The organism is Bradyrhizobium sp. USDA 4504 (assembly GCF_054063995.1).
On sequence record NZ_JBSSGV010000001.1, the window covers coordinates 5,827,146 to 5,849,322 of the forward strand.

The window sequence follows — 22,177 nt, forward strand, 5'->3', positions numbered from 1 at the left end:
ATGGCAGTCGATGCAACCATGCCGACGCCCGTCGTCTCAGCACCGGGCACCAGCAACGGAACGAACTCTGGAAGCAGCAGCGGCAGCGGCCTGACGACCTCCTCGCAGGGCATCGCCGACAATTTCCAGACCTTCTTGACGCTGCTGACCACGCAATTGCAGAACCAGAACCCGCTCGACCCGCTCGACACCAACCAGTTCACCCAGCAGCTGGTGCAGTTCGCGGGCGTCGAGCAGCAACTGAAATCCAACGATCAGCTGAAGTCGCTGATCGAGATCGAGAAGAGCGCGCAGTCGACCCAGGCGCTGGTCTATGTCGGCAACACGGTCGCGGTCGACGGCAGCAAGACCCAGTTCGACAAATCCGCGACCTGGAATCTAGTGTCCCCGCAAGCCACCAGCGCCACCATCACGATCACCAGCGCGACCGGCCAGACCGCCTATTCCGGCAATTTCAGCCTGAAGCAGGGCAACGCCAGCTTCGTCTGGGACGGCAAGGGCAATGACGGCACGCAATGGCCGGCCGGCTCCTACACGCTGACCGCCACCGGCAAGGATTCCAAGGGCAACCCGATCGCCATCTCGACCGAGGTGCAGGGCGTTGTCGACTCCGTCGACCTGACCGCCTCCCCGCCGCTGCTCTCGATCGGCGGGCAGACCTATACCACCGACAAGATCAAGCGCGTGGTGCGCGGGGCGACTGGCTCGAGCTGAGCACATTGCCACGATCCGTAGCTGCGCTTTGAGCGGGCGACCGCGCACACCACACTTTATCGTCGTCCTGGCGAAAGCCAGGACCCATAACCACTGCATTTGGTAATGAACGGGATCGTGGCCCCAGCGTCGCGCAACAATTGAGAGTTGGGGTAATGGGTCCGGCTTTCGCAGGGACGACACTGAGTGTGTGGCGCGGTTTTTGTGGTCACACGATCGCATTCTCGCGACATGATTTGCCCGAGCTTTGCTGTTCGTTCCGCCTTCACTGTTGTAGGGCGCGCAGGGAAAAGCCGGGTGCCGATCGCGACGGTTCCATGCTATAGCCACATCACTTGGCTGCTTGCTGTGGGGCTCGACAATGCCGATCAATCGCTTGCTGAAGACGGGCGAATACACGCCGGAGCAAATCGAGCTCTTCAACAGGGCGTTCAGCTTGGCGCTGCATTCGATGGGTCTGGTCGATCGCAACGATCCGCTTTGCGAGATCGTGGCCCGCAAGGTCATCGAGATCGGCAAGACCGGCGCCCTCGACGCGAAGGGCGTCGCGGAAGCGGCTGTGGCCAGCATCGGTCTCTGACGGCCGACGCGGTCGATGGCCGCTGACGGAACGGCGCTTGCCCGCGGATCGGACGTTCCGGCTGAGCGCGGGCCGCCGCCGTTGCAGGCGGCCCGCCATCAGAGCGGCCTCACTCGACTTCCTGCACGACCGTACGGGTGTCGGGATCGACCAGCATCACGCGCTGGCCGGTATAGACATAGCGATATCTGGTGAGCGACGGACCCCAATCGGCAGGCACCGCTTCAAGCTCGACCTCGCGCGGCACAGGCGAGCCGACGACGATCCTCTCCCGCGTCTCGACGGGACGGATCTTGTGTTCGGTCACATAGCTGTGGATTCGCGTGCGATATTGCGGCTCGATCTGCACTGTGGCGGCATGTCCGGCACCGGTCGTGCCGACAATCGTGCTCTGGGCAAAAGCGCCCGTCGACGCCAATACGGCGGCAACAGAAATCAGAACCAGCTTCTTCATAACGTCCTCCTCACCGCTCCATGCGGCGTTTCGAGAACCGCGACAGAATGGCAATGTTCCTAACGGAGGATCCCGATCAATCGCGTTGCCGGCGCGCTCCTCGCGCCAAGGCGTTCATCCGGGAATCGACGTCTTGTTCGGCTGGTCCAGTGTTGGCGCGTCCGGACTTTCGCTCTCCGCATTCAGCTCGACCTCGGCCGCGTGCCGGAATTCCTCGTCCCTGCCGTCGGGCTTTCCGGCCTTCTCCCAGAGCTGCCGCGCGTAGTCCCGGATCTGCTGTTCGGTGGCCATGTCATTCCTCGGGAATTCCGAGCTCCTTGCGAACCGTCACGGCCGAGTCACCGACCTTCTCGACGGCTTTACGCAGCTGTTCGCGCGACACGCCGAGGGCATGTGTCCAGCATCTCACCTGAAGCAGATCGTGCATGTTGATCTTCGATCGATCGAACTGCTCTTTCCTGGTCAGGCGCTTCGTCACTGAACTTCTCGCGTCAACCGCTCGGCCTGAGCCTCGGCCGTTGCTGGCGATCCAATCTTCCGGACAGCCATTTGTTCCTTTCTTGGATGGATCGGTCGTCACCCCTCGGAGGAACATTCTCCGCGAGCGATACTTCAGTCGTGAGAGGCAGCGGGCGGCAGCACGAACAAAGGTAAGCCATGACAGGCATTGCAGACAGGATCGGCGGACGGGTCAAGCAGCTCATCGCCGAGATCATCAACGATGGCAGGCTTGCCGAGGAAGGCGCGCAGCAGATCAAGAAGGCCGAGAACGCGCCGCCCGCGAAGCCGTTCGGCAATTTGGACAAGCTGACCTAGATGCCCAGATACTTCTTCCATCTCGCGGGCGACATCCCCGCACACGACGTCGTCGGTCACGACTGTGCCGACGACAAGGACGCCCAGGATCACGGCAGCTTCATCGCTCACCGGATCGGGACTGAAAAGCCGGAGATGGTTCGCGACGGCAATTTCATTTCGGTTCGCGATGCGGGCGATAGCGAGCTCTTCCGCATCCCGCTGGCTTCGACGAGCGTCTGACGGGGAGTGATCGTTCTCATCTCGGCTCGGCTCGCTTCCCGCAGACCGACGCTGCCGGCCGATGTCCGGCATTCCTTGGCCGGCCCGCCGCATGGTGCTCTCAAGGACGCGACCAGGACAGGCCACGCCCCGCCGTTCAATAGGAACAAACGACGACGAGCGCGGTTCGGACCTACATCAGGGTTGAAAACACCAATTGCACACATGAAACGCCGTAATCGCTTCAAGCAAACCACGACGCTCGCATACCGCCTCATTCAGCTGGAGGAAGCGGCCCGCGCGAGGGCTTCGCATCTGCCTCCCGGCACCGAGCGGGAACGACTTCTCAAGAAGGCCCGCGAGGCCGAGCGCGCCGTCCAGATCGACCAATGGCTCGCCACTCCGGGAGCAGAGCCGCCACCATAGCGCTTCGATTCACATAAGTTGTGTCGATTCACATAAGCTAATGCGCGCACAGCCGCGAGAGGCGTTCGAGGCTCGGGCCCGCCCCAACGTCGGGTTTTGCCCCAACGAGACTTGCAGCCGGCCTCAACCCACCTCGCCCTTCGCTCCGGAGCGCCCCCAGGCAGCATCTCGCGCACATGCCGATCAGGGGCGGCGGCTCAGTGAGAGCCCTTTCGTGCGAGCCGCACACCGCGTGGCGAATCGCCGAAGCGGGCTCGGAACAGACGGTTGAAATGCGAAACATCCGAGAAACCGACCTCGAGCGCGATATCGGAAATTCGCCGACGGCCGGCATCTGGCTCGGTGAGCAATTTGAGCGCCCGCTGGAGGCGCAATTCATTCAAGCGCTCGGTGAACGACGGGCCTGATGACGCCATCAGGCGCTGCAGATAGCGCGGCGAGATGCCCTGGCCACGCGCAACCGTTTGAACGTTGAGCCCGGGCTCCTCAAAGTGTGCGGCGATGTAGTCGAGCATAGCACGATGCCGCGCAGCGACGACGGCGCTCGCGCTGCTCTCGCCCAACGCAGCACACTCGCCGATCGCGAGCGCGATGAGATCGTGGATATGGGTCACGACTGTATCGCGAAGCTTCGGCGCGCTCAGCGCTTTCGTCTTAAGCACCGATTTCAGATATGAGATGAACAGTCGGAATGCTTCTGTCCGGTGGCAAATCGGCCGCATGACCAGACCTTCGACGTCGGTCACGCGCTGCGCAAGCGCCTCGCGCGGCACGGCCAGGCCGAATTGCAACCCGTCGATATAGGTGACGCTGGCGGGCTCGGAATGCAGAATTGCAATTGCGTCGCCGGCGCGAAAATCGGCGTCCCGGCCGCGCTGCGATAGCTGACATCTGCCCGGAGAGCAGAAGATGACCCCGATGGAGTCATCGCCATCGGCAAGGTTCGCCTGCAAACGCTTGAACCGCATCGACGTGCCCTTCAGCGCCAGCATGCGCAAACCCTGAACCGCTCGCAGCGACGCATCGGCCTGGAATGAAACGTTCGATAGAGGCTCGATATCGGCGTGCACGATGCATCGGCCAAAGTGCTCGCGCCAGAGCGGGATACGAATGCGTTCCGGAAGCTCGCACGTCGAAAATCGATACGATGCGAAATTGGCTGCGTCCATCGGCATGGGGACCTCCAGCCTTCACAAAACGTCGGAATGAAATGTTGCGGCACTCCACAATCGGTATCTGCATTTTGCGATTCACGCACCGGTCTTCGCCCGATCCGTGCGCATGAGTCCAAGAAGCCACGTTACCGGTCTGCTAGTCTTGTTCGCCTGTGATTGATGCTGATGTGAACTAATTCACTTGGTGGTCAAAATATTACGTATATAATGACATCATGAAAATCGCGGCAAATTTCCCTTTTAAGAAGAAGCAGTCGCGATCGCTCTATTTGTAATTGCTGCCATCGGATCCGTTTCAAACATTCCTGGCAGAGTATAGCGCAAATCAGTGTCATGCCCCTGTACGCGGTCTCCTGGCTAAGTCGCCACGCGCAGGTCATTCAGTAGGACGACTGATATCGATTTTGGTTGCGTCGGACTGCCTGCGGCACTGTCGGTTATCGCCGCCGGTTGAAATGGTCGAAATCTGTCACGTGGGAAAGTCAACCTGGTGATCAAGAAGGCGTTCGATCATGTCCATCATATTCGACATGCTTTATCGTGAATACTGTCGTGCCCGCCTCGCCGAAATGCGAAAGCAGCATTTGTTGCCGGACATCGGCGACGTCGCGCAGGCGGCGCCGTCGGAGGATAGCGATCCACCCGGCCCCCGTGATTGCGGATGGCCGGCGGAAGCGCCGCCAACCCTCGGGTAGCCGCAACGCATAATCATACAGGTTGACCGGAGGCTAGTCCGGCACGCGCACGCCTCGGAGCACCCGAGCGTCTCATGGACCTGGGTCCGATGAGGCCGCGCGCGCCCGCCAGACAGATCGACAGATGCACGATCGAACCCGCAGCTCGAAGCGATTGCTCGGCGAGACCCCGCCGGAGTTCAGATCGACCGGCCGCGACCCGCGCATCGATGTCTGTCGCGGAATCGCGTTGTGGTGGATCTTTCTCGATCACATTCCAGACAACGTCGGAAGCTGGCTGACCCTGCGCAACTACGGCTTCTGCGATGCCGCCGAAATCTTCATGTTCATCTCGGGCGTCACCTGCGCCCTGGCCTACGGCAGAGCGCGTCAGCGCGACGGCTGGCGCGGCATGATCGGCCGTTCGCTGCGGCGAGGATGGGATATTTATGCCGCCTTTCTGCTGCTGACGCTCGCCTGCGCGATCGTCGTCTACCTCGCGGGCAGCGATCGCCTCGCCGACGACAGCAATACGCGGGTTCTGTTCGAACGTCCGGGCGCAGCGCTTGCGCACGCCGCGGTGCTGCAATTCCACCCTGTCAATACCGACGTGCTGCCGGTCTTTGTGATCTGTCACGTGTTGTTCGCACCGCTGCTGTGGCTGCTGCTGCGAGCGCCGAACCTGGCGCTTGGTCTTTCGATGTCGCTTTACGCGCTGGTGCACGTCTTCGGCTGGAGCATTCCTGCCTGGCCCGACGGCGTCTGGTTCTTCAACCCGCTGGCCTGGCAGCTTCCGGTCGTGCTGGGCGCATGGTACGTCATCGAGGGAAGGACCATCCAGGGATGGCTGAAGTCGCGCCCTGCGCTTGTTCTGTCTGCGCTCTATCTTGTGTTCGGCCTCGTCGTTGCGCTGGGCCACGGCATCAAGCCGCCGCTGCTGCCGCAGGCGCTGACGGATCTGCTGTTTCCGATGGACAAGTCGAATTTGAGCCCGTTGCGGCTGCTGCATTTTCTGGCACTTGCCATCGTGGTGTCATGGCTCGTTCCAGCGGGCTGGCAGGGACTGACGACGCCGATGCTGCGCAGCGCGAGGCGTTGTGGCGAGAACTCGCTGCCGATCTATTGTCTCGGCGTCCTGCTGGCGCTCGCCAGCCAATGCGACCTGTTCGACATCTCGAACCGGCTCTCGATGCAGATCGGACTCAGTCTTGCCGGTGTCCTTGTGATGGTCGCGGTCGCGGCGCTGCTGAACACGCTCGGCACCAAGCGCGCCCGGCCGCCGGATGTCGATGCCGCCGGACATGATCTTGTGCCGCGCGCCGGCGATCGCGGCATCTTCGACGGTCATGGCGCGCATATCCTTTAAATCGCGTGATCGTGCGCGGGAGAAGCGGATGCTCTTCCACGCACGGCTGGCGCCGACGCTCAGCTCGACTGCCGCGCGGCGTCGAGGATCAGCCGCGCGATCGCGTCGGGCTGCGAGATCAGCGCGAGATGGCTGGCCTTCACCTCGATCGTGGTGGCGCCCATCCGCTTGGCCATGAAACGCTCGAGATCCGGATTGATGGTGCGGTCTTCGGTCGAGACGGCGTAGTAGCTCGGCTTGCTGCGCCAGGCCGCATGGCTGGTCTTGCCGGCCAGCAGTTGCTTTTGGAACGGCTGCTGCACGGCATAGAGCACCTTCGCCTTCGCCTCCGGCAGGTCGCCGGCGAAATCGCGCAGGAACGCTTCTTCGCCGAGCCGACCCTCGTCGCCGTCGAACACGATGCCGGCGCTCGCTGGCGGCGTCGGATAGGTCTTGGCCAGCGCGGTGTAATCCTCGTCCGCATCGGGTGCGCGCGCCGCGACATAGACCAGCGCCGAGACATTCGGATGCACGCCGGCCTCGGTGACGATCATGCCGGAGAAGGAATGACCGACCAGCACGGTCGGACCATCCTGGCGATCGAGCACCCGCTGCGCGGAGGCAACCGCTTCAGGCAGCGTGGTCAACGGATTCTGCACCGACGTGACGTTGAGCCCGGCGGCCTGCAGCCGCGGAATGACCTCGGACCAGCAGGAGCCATCGGCGAACAGGCCGTGCACCAGCACGACGTTGCGCGCCTTGACCGGCGGCGTGGTGGCGGCCATGCCGCGCGTGGACACCAATGAAGCCGCGGCTCCAGCGAGCAAGGCGGTCGAGAAGGCGCGTCTGTTCATCATCATGTTACTGCTCCGTTGTTGTATGCTGAGTTGAAAATCAGAGAAGCGCGTCCACCTGCGGTGAACGGACAATCTCTCCTACGCGCGCAAAGGCCTCATGGTTACGCTCGATGCTGTCGTGATCGTAAAGATAGTTGACCATGATGCCGAAGGATTCCGCCATCGCGCGGTCGGCCGTGTTGCCGAGCCAATTGATCCGCTCCAGCCGGGCACCGTTGCCGAGATGGAAGCGCGCCACCGGATCGATGCGATTTCCTGACGCCGGCGAGCGCGTGAGATATTGCGCGCACAGCTTCATCAGGACCGGACGCCAGGTCTCGCAGGTCGCCGCGTCGTGCCACCAGCCCTCGCGCTCCAGCTCGCGCAGCATCGCGACCTCGTTGCCGCCGGATTGCGGCTGCTGGCTGAGCCAGCGCCGGAAGCCCGGGATCGGCGACAGCGTGGAGAAGTGCTTCAGCTGCGGGAATTCCGTTTGCAGCTCCTCGACCACCTGCTTGATCAGGAAATTGCCGAACGACACGCCGCGCAGTCCGTCCTGGCAGTTGGAGATCGAATAGAAGATCGCGGTGTCGGCATGCGCGGCCCTGAGGCCTGCGCTGTCTTGATCCGCATCCTGCACCAGCAGCGGTGGCACGGCGGTGGCCAATCCCTGCACCAGCGCGACCTCGACGAAAATCAGCGGCTCGCCGGGCAGCGCGGGGTGGAAGAAGGCAAAGCAGCGGCGGTCGGGCGCAAGGCGGCGGCGCAGATCGTCCCAGCCCTTGATCTCGTGCACCGCCTCATGGGCGATCAGCTTCTCGAGCACGGCGGCCGGCGACTGCCAGTCGATGCGGCGAAGCTCGAGGAAGCCGCGATTGAACCATGAGACGAACAGATGCTTGAGATCGGCATCGAGCAGCTTCAGCTCCGGTTCGGAGCCGAAACGGCCGGCGATCTCGCTGCGCATCGCGATCAGGCTCGCCGTGCCGCCGGGCGCCATGTTCATCCGCCGCAACACCTCCTGGCGCGGCGGATCCGCGGCGTCGGCCAAATCGGCCGCGGCCGCCGCGGTGCCGTCGGCAAGATAACGCTTCGCCGCATCCTGCAGCGCCGCCGCGTCGGGCTGAAACGCGCTCGCCAGATAACGTTGAAAGCCGTGCCGGCCGGTGGCATCGAGCGCGCGCATGGTCTGCTGCAATTGGCGCGCGATCAGGGCGCCCGACGCTTCGCCGCGCTCGGACAACAATGCCGCGGCGAGTTGCCTCGCTTTGTCGAGTGAGGCCGGTGGACCGCCTGGGATGTGCTCGGCGTGGGTCATGGGAGCCTCCTTCTAGCGGCGGAATTTGGCAGGCGGCACGTAGAGGCCGCCCGATGCAGTGACGAGGTCGTCGATCGATTTCGCGGCGAGCCAGTCGCGCGTCGCCGTCTCGACGTCGAGGCCGAGATCGGACGGCAGCATCACGATGCCGCGGCGGCGCAGGCCGTCGGTCGTCCCGGCGTCCTGCCGCCGGCCGAACTCGGTGTCGCCGGCGACCGCGCGCAGGGCGGCCTCGCGCTCCTGCGGCGAGCGGCAACGCAACAGGTTGCAAACGCCGCGTTCGGTGATCACGTGGCTGACATCGTCGCCATGGATCATGACCGGCGGCAGCGCAAAGCCGGCCGAGGCCGCGAGGTCGAACGCGTCGAGGCGCTCGACGAAGCTCGGCGCGCCGTTCGGCTGCCAGGTCTGGACCATCTGCACCACGAGCTTGCGGCCGCGCAGACGCTCGCCTGCTTCCTCGCCGGCACGCAACCAGGCAACGCTGTCGTGGCGTCGGCCGCGCGGATCGGCGCCCATGTTCGGCGCGCCGCCGAAGCCCGTGATGCGGTCCTTGGTGGCGGTCGAGCTGTTGCCCTCGGGATCGATCTGCAAGGTGCCGCCGACGAACAGGTCGCAGGCATATTGTCCGGCGACCTGCGCCAGCGCGCGGTTGGAGCGCAGATTGCCGTCGGCGCCGACCGGAAACACGTCGGGACGGCTGGCGACAAATCGCTCCATGCCGAGCTCCGAGCCGAAGCAATAGACGTTGTCGACGAAGCCGGCTTCGATGGCGGGGATCAGCGTCGGATGCGGGTTGAGCACGAAATTCCGCGCGACCTTGCCCTTCAGCCCGCGCTTGGCGGCAAAGGTCGGCAGGATCAGCTCGATCGCCGCGGTGGCATAGCCGATGCCGTGATTGAGCCGTGTCACCTGATAAGGCTCATACACCGCCGATATCGCCATCATCGCCATCAGGACGTTCTCGTCCCTGACCTTGGCGGGATCGCGCGTGAACAGCGGATCGATCGCATACGGCTTCGGACCGGGCACCACGACATCGACCCAGTCGCCGGGGATGTCGACGCGCGGCAGACGATCGACGATCTCGTTGACCTGCGCCACGACGACGCCACCGCGGAACGCCGCGGCCTCGGCGATGGTCGGCGTGTCCTCGGTGTTCGGACCGGTGTACAGATTGCCGTCGCGATCGGCCTTGTCGGCCACGATGAGCGCAACCTGCGGCGTCAGGTCCACCAGCATCCGCGCGTAAAGCTCGAGATAGGTATGGATCGCACCGATCCGCAGCGCCTTGGCGGCAACGAGCTCGGCAAGGCGGCGGCTCTGCGGGCCGGCAAAGGCGAAGTCCAGGCGGTTGGCGATGCCGCGCTCGAACACCGCGAGATGATCGGGAAGCGCCAGCACCGACTGCACCATGTGCAGATCATGCACCCGCGACGGGTCCACCCCGGCGAGGCACGCGGCCAGGAAGTCCGCCTGCTTCTGGTTGTCGCCCTCGAGCGCCACCCGGTCGCCGGATGCGATGACCGCCTCGAGCAGCTCGACCGCGCGGTCGGTCGGGCAGACCTTTCCGTTTGTGCCGCAGACAGTTCGCGCGCGCGCCAGGCGCGCCGTGCGATCGGTTCGTGGTGTCGTCTCCGACATGATGGCCTCTCCTTGCTTGATCATCTGAAGCGAAGGTAGGCGGGCGGAATTGATAATAGAAACGATATTCTATAATATGATTGATTACAGATATGGATTAATCGATGCTCGACCTCGAACTTTTGCGGGCCTTCGTCGCGGTCGCCGATTGCGGCGGCTTCCACCGCGCCGCCGAGCAATTGCATCTGACCCAGTCGACCATCAGCCAGCAGATCAAGCGGCTCGAGCTCGAGACCCGGCGGCCGCTGTTCCGGCGCACGACGCGCAGCGTCGCGCTGACCGACGAAGGCGAGATGCTGCTCGGCGATGCGCGGCGTTTGCTGCAGCTCGAGGAAGCGGCGCGGCAGCGGCTGGTGGCGCCGCGGCTGTCCGGCTCGGTTCGTCTCGGCGTGGTCGAGGAAGTCGCCGGCGGCTCATTGCCGTCGGCGCTGGGCCGCTTCGCCGCGCTGCATCGCGGGGTCAAGCTCGAGGTGCAGATCGGTGTCAGCGCCGAACTGATCGAGCAGCTCGATGCGGGCCGGCTCGACCTGGTGTTCGCCAAGCGGCCGCTCGGAACGTCGAAAGGCCGTCTGGTGTGGCGCGAACCGCTGGTGTGGACCGCGGCGGAAACGTTCGATCTCGTTCCCGGCGCGCCGCTGCCGCTGGCGCTGTACCGCGAACGATCGGTGTCGCGCGACGCCGCACTCTCCGCGCTGCGCGACGGCGAGCTCGGCTGGGAGATCGTCTATACCAGCCCGAGCCTGACCGGCGTCCGTGCCGCCGCCGTCGCGGGACTTGCCGTCACCCCGCTGCCGCTCAGCGCGGTCACCACGGGCCTGCGCGTTCTCGGAATTGGCGACGGCCTGCCGCCGCTTCCCGATCTGGAATTCGCCATCTACGAGAAAGGACGGCCGGACAAGGCCGCGGAGGCGCTCGCCGACGCCTTGCTGACGCTGGCGCGCGGTCCCCTGCGCCCCACGATCTGAGCGCGCCGAACCGCGAATTGCGCCGCGCGCCGGTGTGCCTGCCGGCGGGCAGACCCGCCTGTTCCCGGCCGTTCCAACGAGATTCGTATTGAACGCTTGGGCTTAGGCAAATTTTAAACCGGGAGGCGTAGCTTACCCCTTGCGAGTTCAGTGGTTGAGAGTTTGTGAGTACGCCATGACAGAACCCCATCGCCCGAGGGTGAAATACGTCATCGGGCCTGACGGCAGCCCGTTAACGATTGCGGATTTGCCGGCCCCCGGTACCAAACGGTGGGTCATCCGCCGCAAGGCCGAAGTCGTCGCTGCGGTCCGCGGCGGCCTGCTCTCCCTCGAGGAGGCCTGCAGCCGCTACACATTGACCGTCGATGAATTCCTTTCCTGGCAGTTCTCGATCGACCAGCACGGTCTGGCCGGGCTGCGCACCACCCGAATCCAGCAATATCGGCAGTAATTCGGCGCCGATCCTGTGGCATTTGACGAAAACCGGCCTCGCCTTGCGAAGCCGGTTTTTTTCATGTCCGCGATTTTGCCGCGGTCCTTAACCTTCGTTAACCATATGGAAACCATACCCTAGGCAATATTTGCCCAGTCGGACCCGCGCGGGCCGAATCCCTGGGGGCCGTTGGTGCAAAGTCTGGTTGCTTTCCTGAGAGGTCTTGGTGCGGCCCGCCTCGCGGCCATGGTTGCGGTCACCGCGGCTCTGATCGGCTTCTTCGCCTTCGTCATCATGCGCGTCACGACGCCACAGATGACCACCCTCTTCACCGACCTGTCGACCGAGGATTCTTCTGGAATCATCAAGGAGCTGGAGCGCCAGGCGATCCCGTTCGAGCTGCGCAATGACGGCGCTGCGATCATGGTGCCGAAGGACAAGGTGACGCGGCTCAGGATGAAGCTCGCCGAGGGCGGCATGCCCAAGGGCGGCGGCGTCGGCTACGAGATCTTCGACAAGTCGGATGCCCTGGGCACCACGAGCTTCGTCCAGAACATCAATCATCTGCGGGCGCTGGAGGGCGAGCTCGCCCGCACCATCCGCGCCATCGACCGCGTCCAGGCCGCGCGCGTCCATCTGGTACTGCCGGAGAAGCCGCTGTTCTCGCGCGAGACGCCTGAACCATCAGCTTCGATCGTGCTCAGGGTGCGCGGCGCGCTGGAGCCGCAGCAGATCCGGGCGATCCGCCACGTCGTCGCCTCCGCGGTCAACGGGCTGAAGCCGCAGCGGGTCTCGATCGTCGACGAGGCCGGGCAACTGCTCGCCGACGGCGCCCAGTCCGATGCCGACGCCGCGGTCGGCGACGAGCGCCGCGCCGCCTTCGAGAAGCGGATGCGCAAGCAGGTCGAGGACATCGTCTCCTCGGTGGTCGGCGCCGGCCGCGCCCGCGTCCAGCTCTCCGCCGACTTCGACTACAACAAGATCACCCAGACCTCGGACAAGTTCGATCCCGAAGGACGGGTGCTGCGCTCGACCCAGACCCGCGAGGAAAGTAGCCTCACCGCCGACAATTCCGGCCAGGTCACCGTCGCCAACGAGCTGCCGGGCAGCCAGAACCAGGACAACGCCGCCCGCGCCCGCGACCAGAGCAAGAAGAGCGAAGAGACCAACAATTACGAGATTTCCCGCACCACCAAGACCGAGGTGACCGAGGCCGGCCGCGTCAACCGCATCTCGGTCGCGGTGCTGGTCGACGGCAGCTACTCCAAGAACGAAAAAGGCGAGCTGGTCTATCAGGACCGCACCAAGGAGCAGCTCGACCGCATCGCCGCTTTGGTCCGCTCCGCGATCGGCTTCGACCAGAAGCGCGGCGACCAGGTCGAGGTCGTCAACCTGCGCTTCGCCGAGCCGCCCGCCGCGCAGCCGATCGCCGAGCCGACCGGCCTGCTCGGCATGCTGCAGTTCACCAAGGATGACGTGATGTACGTCATCGAGCTCGGCGTCATGATGATGCTCGGCCTCGTCGTGCTGTTCATGGTGGTCCGCCCGCTGGTCAAGCGCATCGTGGCGGCCGACGTCATTCCGGCGCTGACCGGCGCGGGCATGCCCGCGCTGGCGCAAGCCCATGCCGAGAGCGCCGCAACGCCGGGTCAGGCGCTGATCCCGAGCGGCAGCGGCGCAGCGCAATTGATCGACGTCGCCCAGATCCAGGGCCAGGTCCACGCCCAGGCCGTGCACCGGGTCGGCGAGCTCGCCGAACGCAATCCGAACGAAACCGTCTCCATCGTCCGTCAATGGCTGAGCGAGCCGGTAGAGAACTGACATGGCCGCCGTACCCCAGACCACCAACGCCAACGACATCGCCACCGTCCTCTCGACGCTGGCGAACCGGCAAAGCGCCCGGCCCAAGGGCAAGCCGCTACCCGGCCCCAAGCGCGCGGCAATCCTGATGCTCGCACTCGGCGAGCAGTATGGCGGCAAGATCTGGTCGATGCTCGACGACGAGGAAGTCCGCGAGCTGTCGGTCCACATGTCGACCCTCGGCACCGTCGAAGCCGACGTGGTCGAGGACTTGATGCTGGAATTCGTCTCGCGGATGTCGGCCTCCGGCGCGCTGATGGGCAATTTCGACGCCACCGAACGGCTGCTTCAGCAATACCTGCCGGCCGAGCGCGTCTCCGGCATCATGGACGAGATCCGCGGCCCGGCCGGCCGCAACATGTGGGAGAAGCTCTCCAACGTGCAGGAAGAGGTGCTCGCCAACTACCTCAAGAACGAATACCCGCAGACCATCGCCGTGGTGCTGTCGAAGCTGAAGCCGGAGCACGCCGCGCGCGTGCTCGCGATCCTGCCCGAGGACATCGCCCTCGACGTGGTCGGCCGCATGCTGCGGATGGAAGCCGTGCAGAAGGAAGTCATCGAGCGCGTCGAGCAGACGCTGCGCACCGAGTTCATGTCGAACCTGTCGCAGACCCGCCGCCGCGACGCCCATGAGGTGATGGCCGAGATCTTCAACAATTTCGACCGCCAGACCGAGACCCGCTTCATCACCTCGCTGGAAGAGGAAAACCGCGAATCCGCCGAGCGCATCAAGGCGCTGATGTTCACCTTCGACGATTTGATCAAGCTCGATACCGCCTCGGCCCAGACGCTGATGCGCAACATCGACAAGGACAAGCTCGGCGTCGCGCTGAAGAGCGCCAACGAGGAGGTACGCAGCTTCTTCCTCGGCAACATGTCCTCGCGCGCCGGCAAGATGCTGATGGACGACATGGCCGCGATGGGCCCGGTGCGGCTGCGCGACGTCGACGAGGCGCAGGCGCTTCTGGTCAACCTCGCCAAGGATCTCGCCGCCCGCGGCGAGATCACGCTGACCAAGAACCGCGCCGACGACGAGCTGGTGTATTGATGGCCGCGCCCGCAAAATTCCTGTTCGACACGGATTTCTCGGCGCCGGACCGCGCACGCGAACGCGCGCCGACGCCGGCCGAGGTCGCGCAGAAGGTCGCCGACGCCGAGGCGCGGGCCTATCGCGCCGGCTACGAGGCCGCGCTGCGCGAGGCCAAGGTCGAGAGCGACCGCCGCGCCGCGCAGGCGTTGGAGGAGATCGGCACCGCGATCAAGGGCATCGCGGCGCGCTTCGCCGGCATCGAGACGCGGATGGAGACCGAGGCGGTGGACGTCGCGGTGGCGGTCGCCCGCAAGCTTTGTTCCGAGCTGATCGCGCGCGAGCCGCTCGGCGAGATCACCGCGCTGGTCTCCGACTGCTTCTCGCATCTGGTGGCGACGCCGCATCTCGTGGTCCGCATCAACGACGCGCTCTACGAGGCGGCGCATGACAATATCGAGCGGATGGCGGCGCATTCCGGCTTTCAGGGCCGGCTGGTGATCCTGGCCGAGCCGACGATTGCGACCGGCGACTGCCGGATCGAATGGGCCGATGGCGGCGTCGTGCTGGAACGCGCCGCGATCGAAGGCAAGATCAACGAACTCGTCGGGCGCTATCTGGCGTCCCGCGGCCAGGCCGGCTGAAGGCGATTGAGGGCTGAACCATGACCGACACCGACACCCAAGTCCCGCTTCCCGATCTCAACTCCGCCGACGCGCCCACCATCGACGACATCGGCTACAACGAAGACGAACATGCCGCGCGCATCGCGGCCGATCTCGAGGCCGTGTTCGACGTGCCGGTGCAGGTCTCGGCGGTGCTTGGCCGCTCCAAGATGGACGTCGGCGACCTCTTGAAGCTCGGACCGGGCACCGTGCTTGAGCTCGACCGCCGCGTCGGCGAGGCGATCGACATCTACGTCAACAACCGCCTGGTGGCACGTGGCGAAGTGGTGCTGGTGGAAGACAAGCTCGGCGTGACCATGACCGAAATCATCAAGGCAGAACGCTCTTAACAACTCAGGCGGTCACGCGCGGGACCTGCGCGACCAGACGAACAGGAGATCATCATGCGGCTTCTCATCGTTGGCACCCTGAAGGGCCAGCTCACGACCGCGACCAAGATCGCGATGGACAACGGCGCCTCGGTGACCCACGCCGAGGCCGCCGAACAGGCGATGAACGTGCTGCGCGGCGGCAAGGGCGCCGACCTCCTGCTGGTCGATGTCGGCCTCGACATCCGCGACCTCGTGATGCGGCTCGAAGCCGAGCACATCCACGTGCCGATCGTCGCCTGCGGCATCTCCAACGACGCCCGCGCCGCGGTCGCCGCGATCCATGCCGGCGCCAAGGAATACATCCCGCTGCCGCCGGACCCCGAGTTGATCGCAGCGGTGCTGGCCGCGGTCGCCAATGACGCGCGCGATTTGATCTACCGCGACGAGGCGATGGGCCGGGTGATCAAGCTGGCGCAGCAGATCGCGGGCTCGGACGCCTCCGTCATGATCACCGGCGAGTCCGGCACCGGCAAGGAAGTGCTGGCGCGCTACGTCCATTCCCGCTCGGCCCGCGCCAAGCGGCCGTTCATCTCGATCAACTGCGCCGCGATCCCCGAGCACCTCCTTGAATCCGAGCTGTTCGGCCATGAGAAGGGCGCCTTCACCGGCGCGGTCGCCCGCCGCATCGGCAAGTTCGAGGAAGCGACCGGCGGCACGCTGCTGCTCGACGAAATCTCCGAGATGGACGTGCGGCTGCAGTCCAAGCTGCTGCGCGCGATCCAGGAGCGCGTGATCGACCGCGTCGGCGGCACCAAGCCGGTCCCGGTCGACATCCGCATCATCGCGACCTCGAACCGCAACCTCTCGGAGGCGGTGCGCGAAGGCACCTTCCGCGAGGACCTGCTGTTCCGCCTCAACGTCGTCAACCTGAAGATTCCGCCGCTGCGCGACCGCCCGGCCGACATCCTCGAGCTGGCGCAGCACTTCGCCAGGAAATATGCCGAGGCCAACGGCATGCCGGTGCGTCCGATCTCGACTGATGCCCGCCGCGTCCTGACCGCGAACCGCTGGCAGGGCAACGTCCGCGAGCTCGAGAACACTATCCATCGCTCGGTCCTGATGGCGCAGGGCGACGAGATCGGCGCTGACGCGATCCTGACCCCCGACGGCGACCGCCTCGACCTTGCCAAGACCGCGCCCGCGGTCGCGCACGCTACGCTGGCCGCCGAGCAGGTCACCCGCGCGCTGGTCGGCCGCACCGTCGCCGATGTCGAGCGCGACCTGATCCTGGAAACGCTGAAGCACTGCCTCGGCAACCGCACCCATGCCGCCAACATCCTCGGCATCTCGATCCGCACGCTGCGCAACAAGCTGAACGAATATGCCGACGGCGGCATCCCGATCACCCCGGCCGGCAATGGCGCGCCCGACTATCAGCGCATGGCGAACGCCGGCTGAGAAACCCTGGTGGCGGCAAGTCCCGCCGCTTGCCTCGCCTCACGAATAGCTGGGCGCGTCGGGCTTGCGGAAGATCCGGATCGGATCGCCCGGCGTGATGTCGCGGCCCGTGAACGTCACATAGGCATAGAGCGCGAGATAGGCGACGGCGATCGCACCGACGATGTAGAACAGCCAGGTTCCCACGCGCTTCATCCAACGATCACCTCTCCGAAACATCCGCGCCATTTAATGCGCCGATTGGGAAAGCGCCACGGCCAACGTGCCGCGCCGGCCTCGGCGCCGTTCATCCCTTGAATCTTGCGGCAGGTTGCCTTATTCAATCTCCTATTGCGTTTACATTATTAGACAACTGGAGAGTGATATGGCCCTTTATGCGCAGACCAGCGGCACCCTGTCCACGACCTCCGCGACTTTAACGCCGATGCAAGGCCTCAGCCTGACGATTCCGGAGGGCGTCGGCACCACCGCGATCATCACCCTTAACGTTCCGAATCCCTACGCCACGGGCAACGATATTCCGGGCGGCGTGTTCGGAGTCACCGTCAATGGCACGGTCTCGCCGGTCGTCGCAAGCTTCACCTATAACGAGACCCCGTCGAGCTTTGGCCGTATCCCGACCACACTCGTCGTTGGCATTCCGCTGGCCAATGCAGCTCAGACCGTCCAGGCTGTATGGGCTGGCGTCCGCGGCAGCAATGTGATCATCGACAGCCCGGCATCGCTGAGCGCAGTTTTCTAAAGTCCGATCCGGATAAGCACGGCGCGCTAACGCGGCCCTCGCACATGAACATGACGCGACGGCAGGCTGACCTCAGCCAGCCGTGCGGCGTCTTCCTCATGGTCGATCGCGACATACTCGCCGTGCCAATACGCCAGCGCGGCGGTACGCTCGGACGCAATCACGTCGAGCACGCGGCCGATGACGATCACGTGCGAATGCCGTTCGATGGTCTCCTCGACCTCGCAATCAACCGCGGCAAGCGCGCCGACCAGCAGCGGGACGCCTGACGCACGCGTCGTCCACTCGGCTCCGGTGAAGCGGTCCGCGCCCTTCAGGCCGCCCTTGCCGGTGAAGCGCTCGGCGATGTCGCGCTGATCCGCGGCCAGGATGTTGACGCCGAACACGCCGTGGCGCGCGATCAGCGGCCATGACGAGGCCGCCCGGTTGATGCTGACGATCAAGGACGGCGGCTCGACCGACAGCGACGACACCGAGGTCACCGTCATTCCCGAGATATCCTTGGCCCGGCCGGCCGTGATCACGCTGACGCCGCCGGTGAGGTGACGCATCGCGCCGCGGAATTCGGCGGCCGCAACCGCGGGCTCGATCGAAACATTGCGGACGACGGAATTCATGGCGACCTCACAGACTGTCTTCGCTGCCTTCGAGCAGATGCTTCAGGATCTCGCCCTCCAGCGCAGCGAGTTCGGCCGACCCGCGCCGGCGCGGCCGCGGCAGGTCGATCGCGACGTCCTCGGCGATGCGGCCGTCCTCGATGACCAGCACGCGGTCGGCGAGCGCGACCGCCTCGGCGACGTCGTGCGTCACCAGGATCGCGGTGAAGCCCTGATCGCGCCAAACCCGTTCCAGCAATTGCTGCATCGAGATCCGGGTCAGCGCGTCGAGTGCGCCGAGCGGTTCGTCGAATGCCAGCACGCGGGGCTGGCTGACCAGCGCCCGCGCCAGGGCGACGCGCTGCTTCTGCCCGCCCGAGAGCACCGACGGCCACTGCGTGCGCTTGTCGCCGAGTCCGACCTCGACCAGCGCGCGCTCGGCGCGCGCCTGTGCGTCGGCGGAGGCACGCTCGCGCCCCAGCCCGACCTCGACATTGGACAGCACCCGCGCCCAGGGCAGCAGCCGCGGCTCCTGGAACATGACGCGGACGTCCTGCGCCCGCGGCGGCTCGCCGAACGCGATGCTTCCCGCCGTCGGCGCGTCGAGGCCGGCGATCAGACGCAGCAGCGTGCTCTTGCCGCAGCCGCTGCGGCCGACGATCGCGACGAACTGGCCGGCCGGGATGTGCAGGTCGATGCCGCGCAGCACCTCGTTGTCGCCGAACGCCTTGCGCAGGCCGCGGATGGTCAGCGACAGGCCGCGGGCCGCGCCTTCCGGCACGCGCCGCAACTGTCTCGCCTTCACGACGATCTCGGTGCGGTCGACCGGCTCGGCTTCAGCGGTTTCGAAACGAAGCGCTTCTTGCATTCTCATTCTCACTTCTTCTGGAAGGCGGGATGCCACGACAGGGTCAGCCGCTCCAGCGCCCGCGAGGCGCTGTCGGCGAGCTTGCCGAGCAAGGCGTAGATCAGGATCGAGAGCACGACGACGTCGATCAACATGAACTCGCGCGCCTGCATCGCCATGTAGCCGAGGCCCGACGAGGCCGCGATGGTCTCGGCGACGATCAACGTCAGCCACATGATGCCGAGCGCGAAGCGCAGCCCGACGAAGATCGAGGGCAGCGCGCCCGGGAAGATCACCCGGCGGAACAGCTCACCGTCGGTCATACCGTAGATGCGGCCCATCTCGATCAGCTGCGGATCGACGGTGCGGATGCCGTGCAGCGTGTTGAGATAGATCGGAAAGAACACGCCGAGCGCAACCAGGAACAGCTTTGCCGACTCGTCGATGCCGAACCACAGGATGACGAGCGGGATCAGCGCCAAATGCGGAATATTGCGCACCATCTGCAAGGTGGTGTCGGTGAGTTTTGCCGACAGCTGCGACAGCCCGTTGGCGAGACCGAACGCAAAGCCGATGCCGCCGCCGATCAAGAAGCCGATCGAGGCGCGCCAGAAGCTGACCCAGATGTTGCGGACCAGTTCGCCGGACAGCAGCAGCTTCCATCCCGCCACCGCCACGTCAGTCGGCGCCGGCAACACCCGCGAGGGCACGTAGCCGGTGACGCAGGCAAGCTGCCACACCAGCACGATCGCCAGCGGCACGATCCAGGGGATCAAGCCATCGACCTTCGGGAGTTTCGGCGCGCTGGAGCTGTTTCCGTTCCGATGGGATCGGAACGGAGCTCCAGATTTTTGTTTTGACGCGTTTTCTTCACGCGAACCGGCATCCACTTCGCTCGAAAACGCTTTGCGGCGCGGGAGACTGTCGATGAGACTCATGATTGCGATGCCTGCTTCTGCGGACGGTAGTCGTTGCCGATAGTCTCGCCGAACGGCCCGGTGTTGACGCGGATCGGCGTCACGTTGCCGCCCTGCGCCAGCGACAACAGCGGGAACACCAATTCGGCGAAGCGATAGGCTTCCTCGAGATGCGGGTAGCCCGACATGATGAAGGTATCGACGCCGATCTCCTGATACTCCTTGATCCGCGCGGCGACGGTCTCGGGATCGCCGACCAGCGCGGTGCCGGCCCCGCCGCGCACCAGGCCGACGCCGGCCCACAGGTTCGGGCTGATCTCGAGCTGGTCGCGGCGGCCGCCATGGAGCTGCGCCATGCGCTGCTGGCCGACCGAATCCATCCGCGCAAAGATCTTTTGCGCGGCGGCCACCGTGTCGTCGGTGACGTACTGGATCAGCTCGTCGGCGGCGCGCCACGCCTCCGCGTTGGTCTCGCGCACGATCACATGCAGGCGGATGCCGAACGAGAGCTTGCGGCCGCGCTGCGCCGCTACCGCCTTCACCTTGGCGATCTTCTCGGCGACCTGCGCCGGCGGCTCGCCCCAGGTCAGATATTTGTCGACGGTGTCGACCGCGACGTCGATGCCGGCATCCGAGGAGCCGCCGAAATACAGCGGCGGCCGCGGCGACTGCACCGGATTGAACAGCAGGCGGCCGTCCTCGATCCTTATGTGCTTGCCTTCGACATTGACGGTCTTGCCCGCCAGCAGATCGCTGTAGACGTTGAGGAACTCGCGGGTCACCGCGTAGCGTTCGTCATGATCGAGGAAAATGCCGTCGCCCTTGTTCTCGATCGGATCGCCGCCGGTGACGACGTTGATCAGAAGGCGGCCGTTCGACAGCCGGTCCAGCGTCGCGGTCATCCGTGCGGCGACGCTCGGCGACTGCAGGCCGGGCCTCACCGCCACGAGATAGCGCAGGCGTTCGGTCCAGGGCGCAACAGCCGACGCCACCACCCAGGAATCCTCGCAGCTCCGCCCGGTCGGCAGCAGCACGCCGTAATAGCCGAGCTGGTCCGCGGCCTGCGCGATCTGGCGCAGATAATTGAAGTTCACCTCGCGGCCGCCGATCGACGTGCCGAGATAGCGGCTGTCGCCGTGGGTCGGCAGGAACCAGAGGATGTTGGCGTTGGTTGGGTTGCTCACGTGCCCGGCCTCCATGCGACGTCGGAAATCTTGATTTGTTTCGGGATCAGGCCGAGCGCGAAGAACGTGTCGGCGACCTGCTGCTGGTCCGCGACCACTGCATCGGTGACCGGCTTGATGCCGTAGGCCTGCCGCTTCAACGCGACCTCGACCACCGGCACCGACAGGCCGATGCTCGGCGCCAGCTGCTCGGCAACGGCGTGGATATCGCCCTTGGCCCAGTCATCGACCTCGCTCAGCTGCGCCAGCACGAGCTCGACGATATTCGGATCGGCCTGCAGGAATTTCTTCGAGGCGAAGTAGAACTGATAGTTCGCAACGATGCCGGTGCCGTCGGCGACGGTGCGGGCGCCGGTCGCAGCCTCCGCCGCGGCCTGGAACGGATCCCAGATCACCCAGGCATCGACGGCGCCGCGCTCGAACGCCGCGCGCGCATCGGCCGGCGCCAGGAACACCGGCTCGATCTCGGAATATTTGACGCCGGCCTTCTCCAGCGCCTTCACCAGCAGATAGTGGACGTTGGAGCCCTTGTTCAGCGCGACCTTCTTGCCCTTCAGGTCAGCGACCGACTTGATCGCGCTGTCCTTCGGCACCAGGATCGCCTCGCCCTTCGGCGCCGGCGGCTCATAGGCGACATACTGGATCGGCGCGCTGGCGGCCTGCGCGAAGATCGGCGGCGCCTCGCCGGTGTTGCCGAAATCGATCGCGCCGACATTGAGCGCCTCGAGCAGCGGCGGCCCGGACGGAAACTCGGTCCACACCACCTTGGTGCCGACCACCTTCAGCTTTTCCTCGAGCGAGCCCTTGCTCTTGAGCAGCACCAGCTTGCCGTATTTCTGGTAACCGATGCGGACGACCTTCTCCTGGCCGTAGGAGGCGCTGACGGTTGCGGCGACGATGCTGAGCGACAGCACCGCGCGAGCGACCCAGCGTCGAAATAAACGCGTCATGGGACTATCCTCTGCATT

Annotated in this window: 27 protein-coding genes; 14 read left to right on the top strand and 13 right to left on the bottom strand. The window is 65.2% G+C overall.

The features are described from left to right. Window positions 1-714, top strand: coding sequence for a flagellar hook assembly protein FlgD (locus ACVMB1_RS27430; RefSeq protein ID WP_076830019.1), 714 nt, complete (start codon window positions 1-3; stop codon window positions 712-714). Between the two features lie 376 nt (window positions 715-1,090). Then, the gene (locus tag ACVMB1_RS27435; protein ID WP_125459363.1) at window positions 1,091-1,294 is read left to right on the top strand and encodes a hypothetical protein; all 204 of its coding nucleotides are present in this window, start codon (window positions 1,091-1,093) and stop codon (window positions 1,292-1,294) included. A gap of 109 nt (window positions 1,295-1,403) precedes the next feature. Here the strand turns inward: ACVMB1_RS27435 and ACVMB1_RS27440 are convergent, their stop codons facing one another. From ACVMB1_RS27440 to ACVMB1_RS27450, 3 genes are all read right to left on the bottom strand, one after another. Continuing rightward, window positions 1,404-1,748 carry a DUF1236 domain-containing protein gene (locus ACVMB1_RS27440; RefSeq protein WP_028333446.1) on the bottom strand — a complete coding sequence of 115 codons (345 nt, stop codon included), beginning with the start codon at window positions 1,746-1,748 and terminating at the stop codon, window positions 1,404-1,406. 114 nt (window positions 1,749-1,862) lie between these two features. Then, complete coding sequence (locus tag ACVMB1_RS27445; protein ID WP_076830016.1) at window positions 1,863-2,039, bottom strand: DUF2934 domain-containing protein; 177 nt, start codon at window positions 2,037-2,039, stop codon at window positions 1,863-1,865. A 1-nt stretch (window position 2,040) separates the two neighbouring features. Beyond that, window positions 2,041-2,226 (bottom strand): DUF3606 domain-containing protein, encoded by a 186-nt coding sequence (locus ACVMB1_RS27450; RefSeq protein WP_028333447.1) that lies wholly within the window; start codon window positions 2,224-2,226, stop codon window positions 2,041-2,043. Between the two features lie 179 nt (window positions 2,227-2,405). On the opposite strand from ACVMB1_RS27450, the gene ACVMB1_RS27455 reads away from it, so the two are divergent. From ACVMB1_RS27455 to ACVMB1_RS27465, 3 genes are all read left to right on the top strand, one after another. Then, on the top strand, window positions 2,406-2,564 hold the full coding sequence (locus ACVMB1_RS27455; RefSeq protein WP_194295381.1) for a hypothetical protein: 159 nt from the start codon (window positions 2,406-2,408) through the stop codon (window positions 2,562-2,564). Further along, entirely contained in the window at window positions 2,565-2,786 is a 222-nt protein-coding gene (locus ACVMB1_RS27460) for a DUF6894 family protein (RefSeq protein WP_028333448.1), read from the top strand. Between the two features lie 204 nt (window positions 2,787-2,990). Continuing rightward, window positions 2,991-3,191, top strand: coding sequence for a hypothetical protein (locus ACVMB1_RS27465; protein WP_057017332.1), 201 nt, complete (start codon window positions 2,991-2,993; stop codon window positions 3,189-3,191). Window positions 3,192-3,388: 197 nt separating this feature from the next. Here ACVMB1_RS27465 and ACVMB1_RS27470 read toward each other — a convergent pair whose 3' ends face one another. Beyond that, window positions 3,389-4,366 (bottom strand): helix-turn-helix transcriptional regulator, encoded by a 978-nt coding sequence (locus tag ACVMB1_RS27470; protein WP_057017331.1) that lies wholly within the window; start codon window positions 4,364-4,366, stop codon window positions 3,389-3,391. 819 nt (window positions 4,367-5,185) lie between these two features. Between ACVMB1_RS27470 and ACVMB1_RS27475 the strand changes: the two genes are divergently transcribed. Further along, window positions 5,186-6,406: an OpgC family protein gene (locus ACVMB1_RS27475; RefSeq protein ID WP_076830014.1), complete on the top strand. Its 1,221-nt coding sequence runs from the start codon at window positions 5,186-5,188 to the stop codon at window positions 6,404-6,406. Window positions 6,407-6,465: 59 nt separating this feature from the next. Here ACVMB1_RS27475 and ACVMB1_RS27480 read toward each other — a convergent pair whose 3' ends face one another. From ACVMB1_RS27480 to mdcA, 3 genes are read right to left on the bottom strand one after another with little or no spacing between them, the layout of a single operon-like run. After that, on the bottom strand, window positions 6,466-7,245 hold the full coding sequence (locus tag ACVMB1_RS27480; RefSeq protein ID WP_076830013.1) for an alpha/beta fold hydrolase: 780 nt from the start codon (window positions 7,243-7,245) through the stop codon (window positions 6,466-6,468). Between the two features lie 34 nt (window positions 7,246-7,279). Then, complete coding sequence (locus ACVMB1_RS27485; RefSeq protein ID WP_083715111.1) at window positions 7,280-8,539, bottom strand: malonyl-CoA decarboxylase; 1,260 nt, start codon at window positions 8,537-8,539, stop codon at window positions 7,280-7,282. A 12-nt stretch (window positions 8,540-8,551) separates the two neighbouring features. Further along, window positions 8,552-10,207 (bottom strand): malonate decarboxylase subunit alpha, encoded by a 1,656-nt coding sequence (gene mdcA / locus ACVMB1_RS27490; protein WP_141342574.1) that lies wholly within the window; start codon window positions 10,205-10,207, stop codon window positions 8,552-8,554. Window positions 10,208-10,287: 80 nt separating this feature from the next. Here mdcA and ACVMB1_RS27495 point away from each other — a divergent pair, with 80 nt between their 5' ends. From ACVMB1_RS27495 to flbD, 7 genes are all read left to right on the top strand, one after another. After that, window positions 10,288-11,148 carry a LysR substrate-binding domain-containing protein gene (locus ACVMB1_RS27495; protein ID WP_076830010.1) on the top strand — a complete coding sequence of 287 codons (861 nt, stop codon included), beginning with the start codon at window positions 10,288-10,290 and terminating at the stop codon, window positions 11,146-11,148. A gap of 175 nt (window positions 11,149-11,323) precedes the next feature. Then, window positions 11,324-11,599 (top strand): CtrA inhibitor SciP, encoded by a 276-nt coding sequence (gene sciP / locus ACVMB1_RS27500; protein WP_002714638.1) that lies wholly within the window; start codon window positions 11,324-11,326, stop codon window positions 11,597-11,599. A 174-nt stretch (window positions 11,600-11,773) separates the two neighbouring features. Further along, entirely contained in the window at window positions 11,774-13,402 is a 1,629-nt protein-coding gene (gene fliF / locus ACVMB1_RS27505; RefSeq protein ID WP_076830107.1) for a flagellar basal-body MS-ring/collar protein FliF, read from the top strand. 1 nt (window position 13,403) lies between these two features. Beyond that, window positions 13,404-14,489 carry a flagellar motor switch protein FliG gene (fliG, locus tag ACVMB1_RS27510; protein WP_018273552.1) on the top strand — a complete coding sequence of 362 codons (1,086 nt, stop codon included), beginning with the start codon at window positions 13,404-13,406 and terminating at the stop codon, window positions 14,487-14,489. Further along, window positions 14,489-15,112, top strand: a complete 624-nt coding sequence (locus ACVMB1_RS27515) for a FliH/SctL family protein (RefSeq protein ID WP_018273553.1) — start codon at window positions 14,489-14,491, stop codon at window positions 15,110-15,112. Before fliG ends, ACVMB1_RS27515 begins: the two co-directional genes overlap by 1 nt. Window positions 15,113-15,132: 20 nt before the next feature. After that, on the top strand, window positions 15,133-15,483 hold the full coding sequence (gene fliN / locus ACVMB1_RS27520; protein ID WP_028333458.1) for a flagellar motor switch protein FliN: 351 nt from the start codon (window positions 15,133-15,135) through the stop codon (window positions 15,481-15,483). A gap of 54 nt (window positions 15,484-15,537) precedes the next feature. Further along, window positions 15,538-16,923, top strand: a complete 1,386-nt coding sequence (flbD, locus tag ACVMB1_RS27525; protein WP_076830007.1) for a sigma-54-dependent transcriptional regulator FlbD — start codon at window positions 15,538-15,540, stop codon at window positions 16,921-16,923. Window positions 16,924-16,962: 39 nt separating this feature from the next. On the opposite strand, the gene ACVMB1_RS27530 is transcribed toward flbD, so the two are convergent. Beyond that, the gene (locus tag ACVMB1_RS27530) at window positions 16,963-17,118 is read right to left on the bottom strand and encodes a hypothetical protein (protein ID WP_028333460.1); all 156 of its coding nucleotides are present in this window, start codon (window positions 17,116-17,118) and stop codon (window positions 16,963-16,965) included. 169 nt (window positions 17,119-17,287) lie between these two features. Here ACVMB1_RS27530 and ACVMB1_RS27535 point away from each other — a divergent pair, with 169 nt between their 5' ends. Further along, a complete protein-coding gene (locus tag ACVMB1_RS27535) occupies window positions 17,288-17,665 on the top strand; it encodes a hypothetical protein (RefSeq protein ID WP_016844337.1) in 378 nt (125 codons plus the stop codon). 26 nt (window positions 17,666-17,691) lie between these two features. Here the strand turns inward: ACVMB1_RS27535 and ACVMB1_RS27540 are convergent, their stop codons facing one another. The 5 genes from ACVMB1_RS27540 to ACVMB1_RS27560 all read right to left on the bottom strand — a co-directional run bounded on the left by ACVMB1_RS27540 (window position 17,692) and on the right by ACVMB1_RS27560 (window position 22,159). Beyond that, window positions 17,692-18,282 (bottom strand): flavin reductase family protein, encoded by a 591-nt coding sequence (locus tag ACVMB1_RS27540; protein WP_016844336.1) that lies wholly within the window; start codon window positions 18,280-18,282, stop codon window positions 17,692-17,694. Between the two features lie 7 nt (window positions 18,283-18,289). Continuing rightward, window positions 18,290-19,129 (bottom strand): ATP-binding cassette domain-containing protein, encoded by an 840-nt coding sequence (locus tag ACVMB1_RS27545; RefSeq protein WP_076830004.1) that lies wholly within the window; start codon window positions 19,127-19,129, stop codon window positions 18,290-18,292. A gap of 8 nt (window positions 19,130-19,137) precedes the next feature. Next, a complete protein-coding gene (locus ACVMB1_RS27550) occupies window positions 19,138-19,884 on the bottom strand; it encodes an ABC transporter permease subunit (protein WP_057017321.1) in 747 nt (248 codons plus the stop codon). 158 nt (window positions 19,885-20,042) lie between these two features. Further along, entirely contained in the window at window positions 20,043-21,224 is a 1,182-nt protein-coding gene (ssuD, locus tag ACVMB1_RS27555; protein WP_141342576.1) for an FMNH2-dependent alkanesulfonate monooxygenase, read from the bottom strand. Beyond that, a complete protein-coding gene (locus tag ACVMB1_RS27560; RefSeq protein WP_076830001.1) occupies window positions 21,206-22,159 on the bottom strand; it encodes a sulfonate ABC transporter substrate-binding protein in 954 nt (317 codons plus the stop codon). Before ACVMB1_RS27560 ends, ssuD begins: the two co-directional genes overlap by 19 nt. Between the last annotated feature and the right edge of the window lie 18 nt (window positions 22,160-22,177).